Origin of the sequence: Microbacterium sp. B35-30 (assembly GCF_010634855.1) — a bacterium.
Classification (GTDB): domain Bacteria; phylum Actinomycetota; class Actinomycetes; order Actinomycetales; family Microbacteriaceae; genus Microbacterium.
Genome location: NZ_MWLQ01000014.1, coordinates 1 through 17945, shown reverse-complemented (window position 1 = coordinate 17945; position 17945 = coordinate 1). Strand labels below are relative to the sequence as shown.

Annotated in this window: 14 protein-coding genes and 1 pseudogene; 8 read left to right on the top strand and 7 right to left on the bottom strand. The window is 68.7% G+C overall.

Going from position 1 to position 17945, the window contains the following annotated elements; genetic code table 11:
- Positions 1 to 29: 29 nt before the first annotated feature.
- From B2K11_RS07785 to B2K11_RS07770, 4 genes are all read right to left on the bottom strand, one after another.
- Positions 30 to 689: a DUF624 domain-containing protein gene (locus tag B2K11_RS07785; RefSeq protein ID WP_239525848.1), complete on the bottom strand. Its 660-nt coding sequence runs from the start codon at positions 687 to 689 to the stop codon at positions 30 to 32.
- A gap of 54 nt (positions 690 to 743) precedes the next feature.
- The gene (locus B2K11_RS07780; protein ID WP_163617706.1) at positions 744 to 1667 is read right to left on the bottom strand and encodes a carbohydrate ABC transporter permease; all 924 of its coding nucleotides are present in this window, start codon (positions 1665 to 1667) and stop codon (positions 744 to 746) included.
- Positions 1664 to 2560 carry a sugar ABC transporter permease gene (locus B2K11_RS07775; RefSeq protein ID WP_204260047.1) on the bottom strand — a complete coding sequence of 299 codons (897 nt, stop codon included), beginning with the start codon at positions 2558 to 2560 and terminating at the stop codon, positions 1664 to 1666. Before B2K11_RS07775 ends, B2K11_RS07780 begins: the two co-directional genes overlap by 4 nt.
- Positions 2561 to 2732: 172 nt before the next feature.
- Entirely contained in the window at positions 2733 to 4034 is a 1302-nt protein-coding gene (locus B2K11_RS07770) for an extracellular solute-binding protein (protein WP_163617704.1), read from the bottom strand.
- A gap of 427 nt (positions 4035 to 4461) precedes the next feature.
- Here B2K11_RS07770 and B2K11_RS07765 point away from each other — a divergent pair, with 427 nt between their 5' ends.
- From B2K11_RS07765 to B2K11_RS07740, 6 genes are all read left to right on the top strand, one after another.
- Positions 4462 to 5121 carry a DUF624 domain-containing protein gene (locus B2K11_RS07765; RefSeq protein ID WP_163617703.1) on the top strand — a complete coding sequence of 220 codons (660 nt, stop codon included), beginning with the start codon at positions 4462 to 4464 and terminating at the stop codon, positions 5119 to 5121.
- Between the two features lie 59 nt (positions 5122 to 5180).
- Positions 5181 to 6728, top strand: coding sequence for an extracellular solute-binding protein (locus B2K11_RS07760; protein ID WP_163617702.1), 1548 nt, complete (start codon positions 5181 to 5183; stop codon positions 6726 to 6728).
- Positions 6729 to 6796: 68 nt separating this feature from the next.
- Positions 6797 to 7768 carry an ABC transporter permease subunit gene (locus tag B2K11_RS07755; protein ID WP_204260046.1) on the top strand — a complete coding sequence of 324 codons (972 nt, stop codon included), beginning with the start codon at positions 6797 to 6799 and terminating at the stop codon, positions 7766 to 7768.
- Positions 7768 to 8649, top strand: coding sequence for a carbohydrate ABC transporter permease (locus tag B2K11_RS07750; RefSeq protein ID WP_163617701.1), 882 nt, complete (start codon positions 7768 to 7770; stop codon positions 8647 to 8649). Before B2K11_RS07755 ends, B2K11_RS07750 begins: the two co-directional genes overlap by 1 nt.
- Entirely contained in the window at positions 8646 to 9290 is a 645-nt protein-coding gene (locus tag B2K11_RS07745; RefSeq protein ID WP_163617700.1) for a DUF1961 family protein, read from the top strand. The genes B2K11_RS07750 and B2K11_RS07745 overlap by 4 nt, the downstream gene beginning before the upstream one ends.
- Positions 9287 to 12010 carry a Tat pathway signal sequence domain protein gene (locus tag B2K11_RS07740; protein ID WP_163617699.1) on the top strand — a complete coding sequence of 908 codons (2724 nt, stop codon included), beginning with the start codon at positions 9287 to 9289 and terminating at the stop codon, positions 12008 to 12010. Before B2K11_RS07745 ends, B2K11_RS07740 begins: the two co-directional genes overlap by 4 nt.
- A gap of 109 nt (positions 12011 to 12119) precedes the next feature.
- Here the strand turns inward: B2K11_RS07740 and B2K11_RS07735 are convergent, their stop codons facing one another.
- On the bottom strand, positions 12120 to 13220 hold the full coding sequence (locus B2K11_RS07735) for a Gfo/Idh/MocA family oxidoreductase (protein WP_163617698.1): 1101 nt from the start codon (positions 13218 to 13220) through the stop codon (positions 12120 to 12122).
- Positions 13221 to 13537: 317 nt separating this feature from the next.
- Positions 13538 to 15325, bottom strand: coding sequence for an ABC transporter ATP-binding protein (locus B2K11_RS07730; RefSeq protein ID WP_163617697.1), 1788 nt, complete (start codon positions 15323 to 15325; stop codon positions 13538 to 13540).
- Positions 15326 to 15374: 49 nt separating this feature from the next.
- On the opposite strand from B2K11_RS07730, the gene B2K11_RS07725 reads away from it, so the two are divergent.
- Entirely contained in the window at positions 15375 to 16046 is a 672-nt protein-coding gene (locus B2K11_RS07725) for a rhamnogalacturonan acetylesterase (RefSeq protein WP_163617696.1), read from the top strand.
- Positions 16047 to 16050: 4 nt separating this feature from the next.
- On the opposite strand, the gene B2K11_RS07720 is transcribed toward B2K11_RS07725, so the two are convergent.
- Positions 16051 to 17058: a LacI family DNA-binding transcriptional regulator gene (locus B2K11_RS07720; RefSeq protein ID WP_163617695.1), complete on the bottom strand. Its 1008-nt coding sequence runs from the start codon at positions 17056 to 17058 to the stop codon at positions 16051 to 16053.
- 331 nt (positions 17059 to 17389) lie between these two features.
- Here B2K11_RS07720 and B2K11_RS07715 point away from each other — a divergent pair.
- A pseudogene (locus tag B2K11_RS07715) lies at positions 17390 to 17945 on the top strand (sugar ABC transporter permease); the annotation flags it as partial.

Genomic DNA, 17945 nt, shown 5'->3' with positions numbered 1-17945 from the left:
TCGGTGACAGGTGATTCGGTCGGTGGGGTTCAGCGGCGGCCGCGCCGGGCGGGGACCGCCATGACGGCGAAGGCGGCGCAGCCCAGGCCCGCGACGATGAGCGGGGCGAGCATCCAGGTCATGACGACGACCAGCACCGCCGCGGCGGCGAGATACGCGGCTCCGATCGGGTCCCGTGCGATCGACGACGGGATGCCGCGGACCGCCGGTCGCCAGCCGCGTTCGGGGGTCCAGGCTCCCGCTGCCAGGAGCAGTGAGACCGCCGCTGTCAGCAGCCCGGCCCAGCCGATCACGGCGATGAGGGGGCCGCCGGGGAGTGCGCCGGAGTTCGCGAGGTCGATGTCGAGCAGCAGCAGCACGGCGAGCGCCACGCCGACGACTCCGACCACGACCCCACCGGGCAGCGCCCTGCGCCAGTCCTGCCAGAACGTGCGGACGTGCGACTGCTCCGCGCCGGCATAGCGACGCAGATGACGGATGCCGGCGGCCAGTGCCGCAGGCAGGGTCACGACCAGCAGACCCGCGACGGTGACGAGCAGGCCGGTGAGCAGCACCTCGCCGAACAGCGCGAAGGCCCCCTTCGCACCCGGGTAGCGGGCAGGGTCGCGCTCTTCGAGCGTGGGCCCGCTGCCGGACGCGTCGGCCCGGCGTGCGGCGCGGAGTGTCTTGCGGTCCATGAGCTGCGGCATCCCTTCTCGTGCGTGTGTGGGTCGTGCGAAACGGCGGTCGGCGCTTGCCGCCCGTCAGCCCTTCAGGCCCTGGGTGGCGACGCCGTCGACGAGGAAGCGCTGGAACACCAGGAAGAAGAGGAGGACGGGGATGAGGGCGATGAAGGATGCGGTGACGGTGGCGCCGTAGTCGCTGACCGAGGTCTGGTCGTTGTAGAGGCGCAGCGCGATGGGGAGCGGGTAGTTCTCGGGGCTGGTCAGGTAGAGCAGGGGCCCGAGGAAGTCGTTCCACGCCCAGATGAACGCGAAGATCGAGCAGGTGATCAGGGCGGGCTTGATCAGCGGCAGGATGATCGACCAGAAGATGCGGACGTGGCCGGCGCCGTCGATGCGGGCCGCTTCGTCCATGTCGCGGGGCATCTGGCGGATGAACTGGACGAGCAGGAACACGAAGAACGCCTCGGTGGCGAGGAACTTCGGCAGCAGCAGCGGCCAGAACGTGTCGATCATGTCGAGATTGTTGAAGATGATGTACTGCGGGATGATCACGACGTGGAACGGCAGCAGCAGGGTGCCGATCATCGCGGCGAACAGGACGCTGAGGCCCTTGAACTGGATGCGGGCGAACGCGTAGGCGGCCAGCGACGAGGACAGCAGCACGCCGATCACGGAGCCGGCGGCGATGATGAACGAGTTCAGGAAGAACCGCCACATCGGCACTCCGGCGATGCCTTCGAACACCTTCGTGTAGTTGTCGATGGTGGGCGCGTTCGGGAGGAGGCCCATGTTCGAGCCGAACTCGCTGTTCGGCTTGAACGTGGAGAACAGCAGCCACACCAGCGGGTAGAGCACGACCGCGGTCACCGCGATGAGCACGATGAACCAGATCGCGGTCTGCCAGGTCTTGCGCTTGACTTTGCGGCGGGGGGCGCGGGGTGTCGCGTCGAGCTGGTTCTCGAGGGTCGCGATGGCGGGCTCGCCGAAACTTGTGGTGCTCATCGGTTGTCTCCGGCGTAGTGGACCCAGCTGCGCTGGGTGCGGAAGAGGATGAAGGCGATGACGGCGACGACGATCAGCAGCACCCAGGCGATGGCGGCGGCGTAGCCCATCTGGCCGTCACTGAAGCCGCGCTTGTAGAGGTACAGGGTGATGAAGTTGGTCATGCCGGCGGGGCCGCCGGTGCCGTTCGAGATGATGTAGGCCGATGCGAACACCTGGAAGGCGCCGATCAGGCCGAGCAGCAGGTTGAAGAAGATCACGGGGCTGAGCATCGGCAGGGTGACGGCGCGGAACCGGTGCCAGGGCCCGGCGCCGTCCATCTCTGCCGCCTCGTAGAGTTCTTTAGGGATCTGCTTCAGGCCGGCGAGGAAGATGACCATCGTGGCGCCGAACTGCCAGATCGCCAGCAGGATCATCGCGGGCAGCACCAGAGCCGGGTTGCCGATCCAGCCGCCCAGGTCGATCCCGATCGCCGACAGCGAGGTGTCGACCGGGCCGTCGGAGGCGAACATCGCCCGCCACACGATCGCGACGCTGACCGATCCGCCGATCAGCGACGGGGCGTAGAACGCGGAGCGGAAGAACCCGGCGCCCTTGTCGCGGTAGTTCAGCAGCATCGCAACGGCGAGGGCCGCGGCGAGGGTGATCGGGGTGCCGACGACCACGTAGATCAGGGTGATCTGCGCGGACTGGATGAACGCCGGGTCCGACGTGAACATGCGGATGTAGTTGTCGAAGCCGATCCACTTCGGCGGCGAGAAGATGTTGTAGCTCGTGAACGACAGGTACAGCGAGTACGCCATCGGGATCAGCGTGAGCCCGAAGAATCCCACCAGCCACGGCACGAGGAACCCGTAACCGGCGACCGTCTCCTTCACGGCACGCTGTCGCATGCCCGGACGATCCACCCGCTCCGGCCGGGACCTGCGGAACAAGGACCGACGCGAGGACTTCTCACCGGTCACGATGACTCTGGTCGCTGTGGTGCTCACGAGACTCTCCGATACAGATTCATGGAGTGGTGTTCCGGGTCCGGGCGCATCGTACGCCCGGACCCGAACGGTGTCACTGGTTGAGGACGACGTCCATCTCGGCGAAGAACTGCGAGACCGCGTCATCCACCGTGACCGTGCCGAAGCTGAGCTCGGTGCCCAGCTGGCGGAACTTCTCCTCCAGGGTGCCGTAGCCGACGATCGGCACCGGCGGGGCGTCGCCCAGGCGGTCGGCGATCAAGGCCTCGTATTCCTTGACCTGCTGGCTCAGCGGGTCGAGCTCCGCGGCGTCGAGGGCGGTCTCCGAGGCCGGCAGGCCGCGGTTGGTGCCGAAGATCTCGCCCGACTCGGGAGAGTTCACGAGGAAGTTGACGAGCGTCGCCGCCGCCTCCGGGTGCTCCGTGCTGGCCGAGATGGTGTGGAGCATCGAGGGCTTCAGGTAGAGGTCCTTCGCGCCTTCCTCCGTCACCGGGGGAGCGATCAGGCCGAGCTCGGTGTAGTCCGCGCCGAGGCCCGCGAGGTAGCCGGCGCCGAAGTTGTCCCACGTCAGCTCGCTGGCGGTCAGCGCGCTGTCGAAGGCGCCCTTCGGGGCGACCTCCTCGACACGCTGCTGCGGGATGCCGATGCCGTCCCGGATGTCCTGGCCGGACTCCCAGAACTCCGTCAGGCGCTCCTCGTCGAAGCCGGGCGTGCCGTCCTCGTTGAAGAGGTTCTCGCCCTCGGAGCGCAGCTGCAGCTCGAAGTTCTGGATGCGGCCGGTGAAGTCGGCACCACCCCAGAACTCGCCGCCGCCGCCGTCGGTGACCTCGCCCATCCACTCGGCGTAGTCCTCCCAGCTGCCGCCTTCGAACTCCGCGACGCCGGCCTTCTCGAGGAGGACCGGGTTGGTGAAGAGGCCCCACGCGTTGGTGGAGGTGGTGATGCCGTAGGTCGTGTCGTTGACGACGCCGATGTCGAGGATGTTCTCCGGCAGCGGGTCGGTCTCGATGATGTTGCCGAGGTAGGGGTCGAGATCGAGCAGCAGGTTGTTCTCGGAGTACTGACGCAGGTACGAGTAGTCGAACTGCATCACGTCGGGGAGGTTCCCGCCGGCCGCCTCGGTCTGCCGCTTCTCCCAGAACTCGGGGAAGGTCAGGAACGTGGCGTTGACCGTGATGCTGGGGTATTCCTCGTTGAACGCGTCGATCGCCTGGTTGTAGAGGTCGGCGCGCACGTCGTTGCCCCAGAACGCGAGGTCGAGGGTGACCTCCTCGTTCGGGTCGAACGTGGGGGCCGCGTCGGGGGCTTCTTCGCTGCCGCCGGCGCAGCCGGCCAGCACCAGGGCTGCGCCGGCCGCGATCGCGGCTACGGCGAGGGCCCGCTTCTTGCTGAACATCCTTGTCCTCCTTGTGAACGTCTGCGTTCGCTGTCCGCGGGAGACGTTCGTCGTCTGTGAGTGCGGTGTGGGCGCATCCGGGTGCGGATCATGCGGTGCTGGAAAGCGCTTGCCCGCTACGGTACCTCGTCTAAAAACGTTTCGCAAGCCATCATTCCGAGAAATTAGAACGATTCAGTAACGGCGGACCCGGCCTTTGCCGGCGGGGCCGTGCACGGTCCCAGTCCCTGGCCGCTGTCCGAGCTGCGCGACGGGGATCGGGCCGGTGCGGAGGACACGAAACGTTTCTGAGATTTGCATGAGACGTTTCACTTCTGGAGGTGCATGGAGTTGACTCCGCTCGCGGCGGCGGTTTACGGTACTCGTGGCTTGGCCCGGGAAAACGTATTCCATGGCCAGCGCCCTCGCCCACAACGATGGAGATGTGATGACGGAGTCTGCGTCTGCCGTGCCGACGTGGGCCGTGCGTGCTCACGCCGTCTTCGACTGGGTGTGGTGGATGGCGTACGTCAACGCACTGTGGTGGGCGTTCGCCTTCGCCGGAGGAATCGTGTTCGGCATCGTGCCCTCGAGCACCGCCGCCGCCCACGTCACACGGCGCCGCCTGCGCGGCGAGGTGTTCCCGGTGGCACGGACCTTCGCCGCCGCATGGCGGGGCGACCTGCGGAAGTCGAACGTCGCGCTCGGTGTCGGATTCCTCGTGACCGGGATGCTGGCGGTCGGCGTCGCCGGGCAGCTCGCAGCCGGGGCCCTCGGCTCGGTGCTCGGTATCTCGACCGTCGTCGCCCTGGCCGCAGCCTTCGTGATCACGGCTGTCTCGGTCCCGCTGTACGCGCACTACGAACTGCCGCTCGGCGCCTACCTCCCCACCGCCAGCCGCTGGGCGATGCGCAACCTTCTCCACGTGGTGCTGCTCCTGCTGGGCGTCGTCGCGATCGCGGCGGTCGCCAGCATCCTTCCCGGCGTGGTCCCCTTCCTGACGGTGGGGGCGTGGCTGACCCTCAGCACCGTCCTGTGCATCTCGTTCTTCACCGCCAACGACCGCGCCGTCGCCGACCGTGCCGTCGCGGCATCCCCCTCTTCCTGATCCTCTCCGCCCACCTCCCCCAGAGAAAAACCCCCACCCCGAACGAAGGAGTTCCTGCAATGAACCACAGCAAGCCGCTCGTCGGCGTCGGCATCGCCGTCGTCGCCGCCCTCGCCCTCACCGGCTGCTCCGGAAGCAGCACCGGCGACGATGATGCGACCAGCACGGATGCCGCGAAGCTCGAGAGCCTGTCGATCATGGCGCCGTTCCTCAGCACCAACGCCCCCGAGGAGGAGAACGAGATCGAGACCGCCCTCGAGGATGTCATCGGCGTCGACCTGGACATGACGTGGGTGCCGAACGCCTCCTACGGCGACAAGGTCAACATCACGCTCGCCGGCGACGATCTTCCTCAGGTCATGGTGATCCAGGGCAAGGACCCCGGGTTCGTCCGCAACGCGGAGGCGGGCGCGTTCTGGGATCTGACCGAATATCTCGACGACTACGAGAACCTCAAGACCACCTTCCCCGAGGTGCAGCGGGCGTCGAGCGTGAACGGCAAGGTCTACGGAATCTTCCGCGCGCGCGATGTCATGCGCGAAGCCGTCATCATCCGCAAGGACTGGCTCGAGAACGTAGGACTCGAGCTGCCCGAGACGACCGAGGACCTCTACGAGATCGCGAAGGCCTTCACCGAGGACGACCCCGACGGCAACGGCGCGGACGACACCTACGGTCTCATCATCCCGAAGTGGCCCGGCACCATCGGCACCAACAGCCCGTGGGATGCGATCGAGACCTGGTACGGCGCAGGCACCCGCTGGACCGAGCGCGACGACGAGCTCGTGCCGAACTTCACGACCGACGAGTGGCTCGAGGCCGTGCAGTTCGAGCGGCAGCTGGTCGAGGAGGGTGTCGTGAACCCCGACTACGCGACGTTCGACTCGGCGAAGTGGAACGAGCCGTTCCTCACCGGCAAGGGCGGCATCATCATCGACGTCCACTCGCGTGTCGGCCAGCTGATCAGCCTGGTCAAGCAGTCGGACCCCGAGAACTTCGAGAACTTCGTCGACGTCACGGGCAACCTGACCGGGCCTGACGGCGAGCTGTACGCACTGCCCACTTCGGGCTACAGCGGCTTCCTCGCGGTCCCCAAGGCTCAGGTGCGCACCGAGGAGGATCTGCGGGGCGTGCTCGAGGTGCTGAACGAGCTCAACTCGGCAGAGGCGGGGCCGATCCTCAACAACGGCATCGAAGACGTCACCTACACCCTCGACGGCGATCTCGCCGTCGCGGTGGACGACGTGCCGCAGGCGCTGAAGGACACCGTCGGCGCCTACGCCCAGCTCGGCATGAACGTCAACGGCTTCCAGGGGTATCTGCCCAAGCAGCCGTCGGACTACGAGCAGGAGATGTACGACAAGCGCAAGCAGATCGAGGCGTCCGACCTCGAATCGGCGCAGTTCGACCCGGCAGCGCCGTACGTGTCGCCGACATACGTCTCGAAGGGCGCGCAGCTGGACACCATCGTCGCCGATGCGCGCATCCAGTACATCGCCGGTCAGATCGACCTCGACGGGCTCGAGGACGCCATCGAACTGTGGCGCTCCAGCGGCGGCGACGACATCATCGCCGAGATCAACGAGCTGGCCGACGCCGACTCCTGATCGCCGGGCCGGGGATGGCGGGCGCCTGCGCGCCCGTCATCCCCGGCGCTGACCGAGAGGCCCCACCCATGGCAATGCTCGACACCGCCGTCACGGCGACCGAGACGCTGACCGTCCAGAAGCAGAGCAGGCGCCGTCGCGGCGTGCGCGTCCACTTCACGCAGTTCAAGTGGCTCTACCTTCTGCTCCTACCCGGCATCGTCTACTTCCTGCTGTTCCGGTACTGGCCGATGTACGGCGCGATCATCGCCTTCAAGGACTACGTCCCCTTCCTCGGGATCGCCGACAGCCCCTGGGTCGGATTCGCGCACTTCGAGGACTTCTTCGCAAGCCCCGACTTCCCGCGTCTGCTCGGGAACACGATCATCCTCGCCCTGCTGTCGCTGCTGATCGCGTTTCCGCTGACGATCATCGTGGCGCTGCTGCTCAACGAGATGCGCGTGACGATCCTCAAGCGCACGACGCAGACGCTCATCTACGTGCCGCACTTCCTGTCGTGGACCGTGGTCGCGTCATTGACCTACCTGCTGTTCGCTCTCGACATCGGCCCGCTGTTCCAGCTGGTCAACGGCATTCTCGGCACCGACATCAACTTCCTGGCCGATCCGGCCTGGTTCCGGCCGATCATCGTCCTGCAGGACATCTGGAAGAACACCGGGTGGGGGACCATCATCTTCCTGGCCGCACTCGCGGGTGTCGACCAGGCGCAGTACGAGGCCGCGATCATCGACGGCGCGGGCCGCTTCCAGCGGGTATGGCACATCACGATCCCCTCGATCATGCCCACGATCATCGTCATGCTCGTGCTGCAGATGGGGCAGATCCTCAACACCGGGTTCGAGCAGATCTACCTGATGACCAACTCGCTCAACCGTTCGGTGGCCGACGTCTTCGACACCTACGTCTACTTCATGGGCATCACGCAGGGCTCCTACAGCTACAGCACCGCTGTCGGCCTGTTCAAGGCGGTCGTCGGCGTCGTGCTCATCTTCGGGGCGAACTGGGTCGCCAAGCGCTTCAACCAGGTAGGGATCTTCTGATGGCTCGCGAGAAGTACCGGTTCAACACTCCCGCCGGCCGCGTGTTCGACGTGTTCAACGTCGTGCTCCTGATCGCGATCGGCATCGTCGCGCTCGTGCCCTTCGTCTACGTCCTCGCAGGGTCGTTCGCGACGGAGGCCGAACTGGCGACGCGCTCCTTCTTCCTGTGGCCGGAGACGTTCTCGCTCGACGCGTACGAGGCGATCTTCACGAGCCCCGCCTTCATCCGGGCACTCATCACGACGATCGCGGTGACGGCCGTGGGCACCGCGGTCCAGTTGGCGCTGACCGCGACGATGGCCTATCCGCTGAGCAAGGCCAACCTGCCGGGCGGCCGTGTGATCCTCTCACTCATCGTCTTCACCATGGTGTTCGGGGGCGGCATGATCCCGACGTTCCTGGTGGTGAAGGACCTCGGCCTGCTCAACAACTACTGGGCGCTGATCCTCCCGATGGCGATCAACCCGTTCAGCCTCATCATCATCAAGAACTTCTTCCAGCAGCTTCCCGCCGAACTGGAGGAGTCCGCGAAGATCGACGGCGCGAACGAGCTGCAGACGCTGTGGAACATCGTGCTGCCGCTGTCGAAGCCGGTCCTCGCGACGTTCGCGCTGTTCTACGCGGTCGGGATCTGGAACGACTTCATGTCGCCGCTGCTCTACCTCAACGACAACTCGATGTGGACGCTGCAGATGTTCCTGCGTCAGGTGACCGTCGCGACCGACCTGTCAGTCGTGGAGCAGGATCCGACGCAGCTGCCGCCCGCGCAGGGCATCAAGTTCGCGGTCATCATCGTCGCGACGCTGCCGATCGTGCTCTTCTACCCCTTCCTGCAGAAGCACTTCGCGAAGGGGATGCTCATCGGATCGGTGAAGGGATGACGCTGCTCTACCGCAATCCGCTGGCCGCGGCATCCGATCTGCAGGGATGGGTGGCAGAGGGACCGGTCGCCGTCCGAGCGGACGACGGCGGGGTGAGCCTGTCGAGCTCGGGCGGCTTCGACGACCACTGGACGCTGTGGTGCCCGGAGGTGTTCGGCGACCGGATCCGCATCACGTGGGAGTTCTCGCCCCGTGAGGAGCCGGGGCTCGCGATGCTGTTCTTCGGTGCGACGGCGGTCGACGGCGGCAGCATCTTCGACCAAGGCGTCGCGGCGCGCTCGGGCGCATACCCGCAGTACCACTCGAGCGACGTGCGGACGCTGCACGTGTCGTACTTCCGGCGCCGGTGGGAGGACGAACGGGCCTTCCACACGTGCAACCTGCGGAAATCGCCCGGGTTCCATCTGGTGTGCCAGGGCGCAGACCCGCTGCCGCCCGTGGTCGACGCGCGTGACGCGTTCTACCGCATCGAGGTCGTCAAGGACGCCGAGAGCGTCGCGTTCTCGATCGACGGGCTGCCGCTCTTCTCCTGGACCGACGACGAGTCGACCGGTCCACGCATCCGCGAGGGACGGATCGGCTTCCGCCAGATGTCTCCCCTCGTCGCCCGCTATCGCAACCTGGAGGTTCACTCGCTGTGACCGGCTCCGCTGTCCGTGTCCCCCTTCGCTGGCTCGACGACGCTCCGCCCGACCGGCTCTCCGGCGGCGCGACCTGGGGGGTGCCGCTGCCTCGGGGCGCGGTCGACTCCATCGCGCGGCTGAGGCTGCGCGAGATCGCAGGGCCCCCGACAGGCTCCGGGGCGGATGCAGGGGCAGAGGACTCAGGCCGAGGCGCCGAGGTGGCCGCGCAGTTCTGGCCGCTCGCGACGTGGCCCGACGGCTCGGTCAAGTGGGCGGGCGTCGCGATCGGCGCCATGCAGGCGCCGGTCGAATACGAGGTCGTCTCGGGGGCCGCGGCGTCCTTGTCGGCCGGCGAGCGGGCGAGCGGGCAGGACTCGTCCGCACCTCGCGTCACGGTCCGCCACGACGATGCCGAAGTCGTCGTGGCCAACGGGACAATCGAGATCGCCTTCGCGCGGCCCGAGCACGGTCCCGTCGACACGATCGCGCGGCGGCTCGTGCGCGACGGGCGCACGGTCTCGGAGGACGTCCGCCTCGTGAGCCTGCTGCAGGACGAGGTGCGCGAAGACGGCGGGTCGGCCCCCCGGCGCCGCTTCCGATCGCGGGTCACGACGGTCGAGGTCGAGCAGGACGGTCCCGTGCGCGCTGTCGTGCGCGTCGAGGGCGTCCACCAGCAGGAAGACGCCGAGCGCGCATGGCTGCCGTTCACGGTCCGCTTCGTGGTCATGGCGGGAGCGGCCGAGGTGCGACTGGTCCACAGCCTCGTGTGGAACGGCGACGCCGAACACGACTTCCTCGCGGGGCTCGGCGTACGCGCGGATGTTCCGCTGCGGGCACCGCTGCACGATCGTCATGTGCGGCTCGCCGGCGCGGACGGCGGCTTCTTCGCCGAGGCCGTCCGCGGCCTCACGGGCCTTCGCCGTGACCCGGGCACCGAGGTGCGCGCCGCGCAGGTCCGGGGTGTGGCCACCCCGCCGCTCGCGCAGTGGAACCCGCAGGTGTCCGAGCGTCTCGAGCTCATCCCGGCATGGGGCGATCTGACCCTCACGCAGCTCAGCGCCGACGGGTTCGGCATCCGCAAGCGCACCGCGCCCGGGCACGCGTGGATCGACGCCGGCGCCGGCACCCGCGCGGAAGGCTACGTCGCGATCAGCGACCCCACGGGCGGGTTCGGGATCGGCATCCGCTCGTTCTGGCAGTCGCATCCGGGCCAGCTCGACCTCCGGCGCGCGACCGAGGACCGCGCGGAGCTCACCGCGTGGCTGTATGCGCCGGAGGCTCAGCCGATGGACGTGCGGTTCTACCACGACGGGCTCGGCCAGGACGATTTCGCCACCCAGCTCGAAGGGCTCGAGATCACCTATGAGGATTACGAGCCGGGCTTCGGCGATGCGCACGGCGTGGCCCGCACCCACGAGCTGACGCTCTTCGCGTACGCGGCGACCCCCGCGATCGAGGACGTGGCCGCTGCCGTCGCAGCGGTGCAGCGGCCGCCGCTGCTGCAGCCCACTCCCGCGCACCTCCGCGCGGTGGGCGTCTTCGGGGACTGGGCGCCGGTCGATCGCTCGACGGTTGCGCGCGCTGAGATCGAGGACAGCATCGACTTCCTCCTGGAGTTCTATCTCGGTCAGATCGACCAGCGCCGCTGGTACGGTTTCTGGAACTTCGGTGACGTCATGCACGCCTACGACCTGGACCGGCATGTGTGGCGCTACGACGTCGGCGGCTACGCGTGGGACAACAGCGAGCTGTCTCCCGATCTCTGGCTCTGGTACTCGTACCTGCGCACCGGGCGTGCCGATGTGTTCCGCCTCGCGGAGGCGATGACACGGCACACCGGCGAGGTCGACGTCTATCACCTCGGCCGCTGGCAGGGCCTGGGCTCGCGCCACAACGTGCAGCACTGGGGCTGCAGCGCGAAGCAGCTGCGCATCTCGAGCCCGATCTATCGGCGCATCTTCTACTTCCTCACCGCCGACGAGCGGGTCGGCGACCTGCTCACCGAGCTGCGCGACAGCGACGAGCGCTTCGTCGACACCGATCCGACGCGCAAGGTGCGCACGGATGCCGCGACCTATCGTCCCGATCGCGGTGCACTCGCGGTCGGGCTCGGCACGGACTGGGGAGCGCTCGCCGCGACGTGGCTCGCCGACTGGGAGCGCACCGGCAACGAACGCTCGCGCGACCGCCTGCTGGGCACGATGGCCGACATCGGCGCGCTGCCGAAGGGCTTCCTCACCGGCGAAGCGCTGTACGACATCGAGACCGGCCGCTTCGACACGACACGCGACCGCGTCGCGGTGTCGCACCTCAGCGCCGTGTTCGGCCTCGTCGAGGTGTGCAGCGAGCTCATCGACCTGGTCGACGTCCCGGGATTCCGCGAGGCGTGGCTCGAGTACTGCCGCCTGTACCTCGCCTCGCCCGAGGAGCAGGTGGCGGTCGTCGGAGAGCGGCCCACCGGCATCCATCTCGAGCAGGCGCACAGCCGTCTGACGGCCTACGCCGCGGCGAGCACGGGTGACGAGAAGATGGCGGATGCCGCCTGGCAGGCGTTCGAGGGCATCGGAGAGTGGCTGGTGCACAGGCGCGATTTCGTGCTCAGCCGCATCGACGGTCCTGCGGTGCTGAACCCGGTGGACGAGGCACCGAGCGTCGGCACGAACGACGTGGCGCAGTACGGCCTCGCCGCGATCCAGAACCTCGCCCTGATCGGCGACCGCCTGCCCGAACGCTCGTAGCGGATCCACGGTTCAGGTGGCGGTCTTCGCCCACCACGGGTAAGTGGGGCGATCGCCGCCCGGCCGCGGTCAGCCTTGCCCGGCCGCGGTCATCCTCGCCGGGCAGCGGTCATCCGGTCGGTGCCGATCCTCGGCGATCGGCGACCGGACTGGCGAAGCCGCGCCGGTGTGTGGGGTGAGCGGCGAGCGCGTCCGGGGTCACGACCGTGCCGTCGCCGGCGGCTGAGGCGTAGATCGCCGCCACGAGTTCGAACGACCGCGCGGGCTGATCCCCGACCGCGGGAAGGGGCCCGCCGCTGCGCAGCGCGTCGAAGACGTCGCGGATGAGCACGTCGTGGCTGCTGGGCTCCTCGGAGTCGGGGAGTGCCCAGTCGCCGGCCTGGTCCTCGAAGCCGGGGGCAGGCGTGATGCGCCAGTTCTCGTGCCCGTGTCCGTACAGGTGGTCGACGGTGATCGTCGCGCGCTGCGTGTCGATGCGGATCGAGCTGGTCTCGCGGGGTGACACGGCGCTCGTGACGACCGAGGCGATCGCGCCGTTCGCGAACGCGACGGTCGCGGTCGAGGCATCCTCGGTCTGCGTCTCTCGATCGAGGCGCCAGAGCCGCGCCTGCACGCTCTCCCACTCTCCGAGGAGGAAGGCCAGCAGATCGACCTGATGGATCGCATGTCCGAGGGTCGGGCCTCCGCCCTCCGTCTCCCACTTGCCGCGCCACGGCACCGCGAAGTAAGCGGGGTCGCGGAACCACAGCGTCTGGCACTGCGCGATGAGCGGGCGCCCGAACGCGCCGTCGTCGAGCAGGCGCTTCACATGCGCCGCGGCGGTGCCGGTGCGCTGCTGGAACACCACGACGAGCTCGCGCCCCGCCGAGGACGCCGCGGCGCGCATGTCGTCCAGCTCCTCGAGGCTCGGTGCCGGCGGCTTCTCGACGATGACGTGCGCGCCGGCGGTCGACGCTGCGACCGCCTGGTCACGGTGCGCCACCGGGGGAGTGCAGATGTGCACGACGTCGGGACGCTCAGCCTGGAGCAGGGTGTCGAGGTCCTCGTACACCTTGGGGCCGCCGAACTCGTCCGCGAATGCCGACGCGGAATCGCGGGAGAGATCGGTGACCGCGACGAGCTGCGCGTTCGGGTACGCCGCGATTGCCTGACCGTGGGCGTGTGCGATCGCTCCCGTTCCGACGATGGCGCAGCGGAGGGTGTCGGTCACAGTGGCTCCTTCGACGGGTGGGGAACGGATGCCGCGGCCCGCGGCATCCGTATCTCCAGGGTAGGCGGTATAGCCGGAAAGCGCTATCCCAATGCGCACCCCTCGCGCGACATCGTCGCCGCATCAGGTGATTTCGCGAGCGTAGGACGTTTCGCGTCAGATCGTCCTACCTCGGTGAAATCACCTGATCTCGGCGCGCGGGGCGGCGGCGACTCGGCACGCGGGGCGGCGACGACCGTGCGCGTGGGGCGGCGGCGACCGGCGCGCGGGTCGGCGGCGACTGTGCGCGTGGGTCTTCGGGTGCGCGGCGGCGAGACTCAGCGAGGGAGGCCGGACTGCGTCGCGTGGAGGTGGGCGTAGCGGCCGCGCGCCGCGAGCAGCTCGTCGTGGGCGCCGATCTCGACGACCTCGCCGTGCTCGAGCACGACGATGCGGTCGGCCTGGCGGATCGTCGACAGGCGGTGCGCCACGACGAGGGTGGTACGGCCACTCATCAGGCGGTTGAGCGCCTCTTTGACGAGCTCCTCCGACTCGGGGTCGAGGGCCGAGGTCGCCTCGTCGAGGAGGAGGATGCGCGGATCGCGCACGAGCGCCCGCGCGATCGCGAGCCGCTGCCGCTGCCCGCCCGACAGGCGCGCGCCGCGCTCGCCGACGACGGTGTCCCAGTTCTCGGGCAGACGATCGACGAACTCCGCGGCGTTGGCGTCGCGCAGCGCCGCGCGGAGCCTCTCGTCCGACACGTCGTCGAGGCCGTACGCGATGTTCTCGCGGATCGTGCCCTCGAACATCACCGACTCCTGCGGCACCACCGACACCGACTGGCGCACGGTGCGGAGGTCGAGGTCCTGCATGTCGGCGCCGTCCAGCAGGATGTGGCCGGACGTCGGGCGCACGAAGCCGAGCACCAGGTTGAGCATCGTCGACTTGCCCGAGCCCGACGAGCCCACGAACGCCACGGTCTCGCCCGGCGGGATGTCGAGCGAGACGTCGTGGACGGCATCCCGGTCGGCACCGTCGTAGCGGTGGGACACGTGTCGCAGCTCGAGGTGGCCGCCCACCTGCGCGACCGCGCTCTTGCCCTCGTTCTGCTCGAGGTCGGGCTCCTGCAGCACCTCCGAGATCGACCGCATCGACTCGAGCCCGCGCGCGCCGACCGGGATGAGCATCAGCAGCGCCGTCAGTCCCGACGTGAGCAGCGTGAAGTACGACGACAGCAGCACGACTTCGCCGGGGGTGATCGGGAGGATGCCGGTGAGCGCGAAGATCGCCGCGAGCACGAGGCATCCGAGTCCCAGCAGCTGCATCGCGACCCACGAGATCGACGCGACGTGGCCGTTGAGCATGTCGAGGTCGAGGCCTGCGCGGCGGACGCCGTCGGCGCCGGCCTGAACCCGCGAGACGGCGGTGCGCTCGAGGCCGTGCGCACGGGTCACCGGGATGAGCGAGGCCATCTCACCGACGCGCGCGGCGAAGCCCTCGACCTCGCGGCGGAACACCTCGTTGCGCGCCCGCGAACGGCGGCTGAGGGCGGCGCGCAGCCCCAGGGCGATGGGCACCGCGAGGGCGTAGACGGGCAGGAACTGCGGCACGGCGATCGCCGTCATGACGATCGCGCCGATCAGCACCATGGTCGCCGACAGCAGCGGGTGCGTCACCTGCTGCAGCATGAGCTCGACGTTCTCGACGTCGCGCACGACCTTGGTCTGCACGATCGAGGAGCTCACCCGCGTGTGGTACCCGATCGACAGGCTCTGCAGCCGCGCGGCGAGGGCGTTGCGGAGGTCGGCGCCGGTGTCGCGCACCACCGTCATGAAGTTGCGCGTGTAGACGATGTGCATGGGGTAGTTCTGGACGAGAAGCGCCGCCGCCACGCTGAACCAGATCAGCACCGTCGACACGTCGCCGCCGGTCGCGACGAGGTCGATGATCTGCGCCGTCACCACCGGCAGGAACCACAGCGGGATCTCCTTGCAGGCGAACGCGAGCATCGCGATCGCCATGCGGGCGGGACGACGCGCGAGCAGGCGCAGCACCGATCGCCCGGGACGGGGGCCCTGGGCGATGGAGATCGTGCGGATGGCGCCGGTAAACGCTTTCTGCGTCATGATGCAATGGTATCGAGGATGCCGCGACCCGCACCCGGAAGGGCACAAGATGACGTATCACCTGGCAGGCGACTCGACGGTCGCACCCGCGAAGCCCGACGAGCTGCCCATGACGGGGTGGGGCTCGTATATCGCACCCGTCGTCGAGGCGCCGGTGCGGAACCTCGCCTACGGCGGGGCGACCACCGCGTCCTTCCTCGCCGACGGCTCGTGGGTGCGCCTGCTCGACGGCGTCGAGCCCGGCGACACCGTCGTCATCCAGTTCGGGCACAACGACCAGAAGCTGCCCGAGCTCGCCTCGCGCGGCGGCTACACCGCGAACCTGCGCGGCATGGTCGACGACGTTCGCAGCCGGGGCGCGAACGCCGTGCTGTGCACGTCCGTCGAGCGGCGCTGGTTCGACGGCGACCGGGTGACTCCCACGCACGGCGACTATCCCAACGCCGTCCGAGACCTGGCGCACGACCTCGACGTGCCGCTCATCGACCTGACGGTGTTCACCACGTGGCTCTACGAGGAGCTCGGGGCCGAGGCATCCGCTGCTCTGCTGTCGCACTTCGCGCCGGGCGAGCATCCGCTGTGGCCGGACGGGCTCGCCGACGACACGCACTTCCGTGAGGAGGGGGCGCGCCGGATCGCGGCCTACGTGGGCCGATCGCTGCGCGCCATCGAGCGGCGGGACGGCGATGGGCCGGCCAAGGGCTCGCAGCTCGTCAGCTGACGGCTCAGCCGCCGGTCGATGCGCGGACGACGAGTTCCGGCTGGTAGACCACGTTGCCGAGGTCGGCGCCCGCCGTGCCGCCGATGCGGGCCAGGAGGATCTCGGCCGCGGTGCGGCCCATCTCCCGCGCGGGCTGGCGCACGGAGGTGAGCGGCACGGCGGCGATCGCGGCGAACTCGATGTCGTCGTAGCCCACGACGGCGACGTCCTCGGGTACCCGCACGCCGTGCGAGATGAGACCGTGCACGAGGCCGATCGCGAGGTGGTCGTTCGACGTGACGATCCCGTCGGGCCGGTCGGCGGGGGAGCGGGTCGCGAGCTCCGCGCCGTATGCGAGGCCGGCCGCGGACGTGGTGCGCGCCGTCCAGATCGGCTCGAGCGATGCGCCGGGGTGCGCCGTCACGGCGAGCCGCGCACCCTGCAGGCGCTCGCGCACCTGGCGAACCTCTTCGCGGGCGCCCACGAAGGCGAGCCGGCGGCGGCCGGCGTCGAGCAGGTGCTGGGCGGCGAGCCGGCCGCCGGCGATGTCGTCGAAGGAGACCGAGGGCAACTCGCCGGTGTCGTCGACGGCATCGACCATGACGACGGGGATGCCGCGGCCGCGCAGTCGCTCCAGCCACGGCGCGAGCGGACCGAACGGGCTCACCAGGGCGCCCTCGACCTGCACGCGCTCGAACAGCTCGAGGTGATCGCGCTCCTTGGCGGCGTCGTCGCCGGAGTTGCCGACGAGCACTCGCAGTCCGGCAGCCGAGGCGGCGTCCTCGGCGCCGGCGACCATGTCGGCGAAGAACGGGTTGGCGATGTTGATGACCGTCATGCCGAGGAGGCCCGATCGACCCGCGCGCAGCTGCTGAGCGGCTTGCAGAGGCACGTAGCCGAGCTGGTCGGCCGCCGACCGGACGCGATGGATCAGCCGCTCGCTGACCATGTGGGGACGGTTGAGCGCGTTCGAGACGGTGCTGATCGAGACGCCGGCGCGCTCGGCGACATCGCGGATGCCGACTCGCTTCATCTCGCCTGTTCCGTCCCTCTCACCCGGCGCCTGACCGGGGGCGAGCGCCCCCGCGCGTCCGCTGCGACCATGGTAGGCGCTTTCCAGGCGGTGGTCGCCGCGCCGGGCGAGCCGGCGATCGTTACCTCGGCGTTACGGGAAGACATTTGACGAATGGCGTGCTCGCGCCTAATCTTCAATCGAAGCGGTTCGAAATCGAAGCGGTTCGACAACGAACCTCGGATTCCGCCCCCCCCGACGGAGCGGCACCACGTACACGAAGGAGTGACATGGGACGGCGTCATGCTCAGACGGCGGCGACCTCGACGGTCCGCCACCCGGTCACGGTCCGATGACCACCCAGGCGCAGGCGCAGACGGTCTTCCAGGAGGCGGCCGTCCACAACCTCGATCAGAACGCGCAGAAGCGGCGCGGCCGGCGGCTGCGGCCCGCGGGCAGCCGGACCTCGTTCACGCTGTTCCTCTGCATCGTCCCGTTCCTGATCCTGGCGTTCCTGTTCTCGTACCTGCCGCTGTACGGCTGGATCTACTCGCTGTACGACTACAAGCCGGCGCTCGGGATCGAGGGCAGCGAGTTCGTCGGTCTGCAGTGGTTCCAGATGCTGGTGAGCTCGCCCACACAGATGGCCCAGATCGGCCAGGTGCTGATGAACACCCTGGCGATCAGCTTCCTGGGGATCGCGACATCCGTCCTGCCGCTCTTCTTCGCGATCCTGCTCAACGAGATCAAGGCGCCCTGGTTCCGCAGCTCTGTGCAGACCCTCACGGCGCTGCCGAACTTCATCTCGTGGGTGCTCGTCTACATGATCGCCTTCTCGCTGTTCTCCAGCTCGGGGCTCGTGAACGACGTCCTCAACGACGCGGGCCTCATCACCACGCCGATCAAGT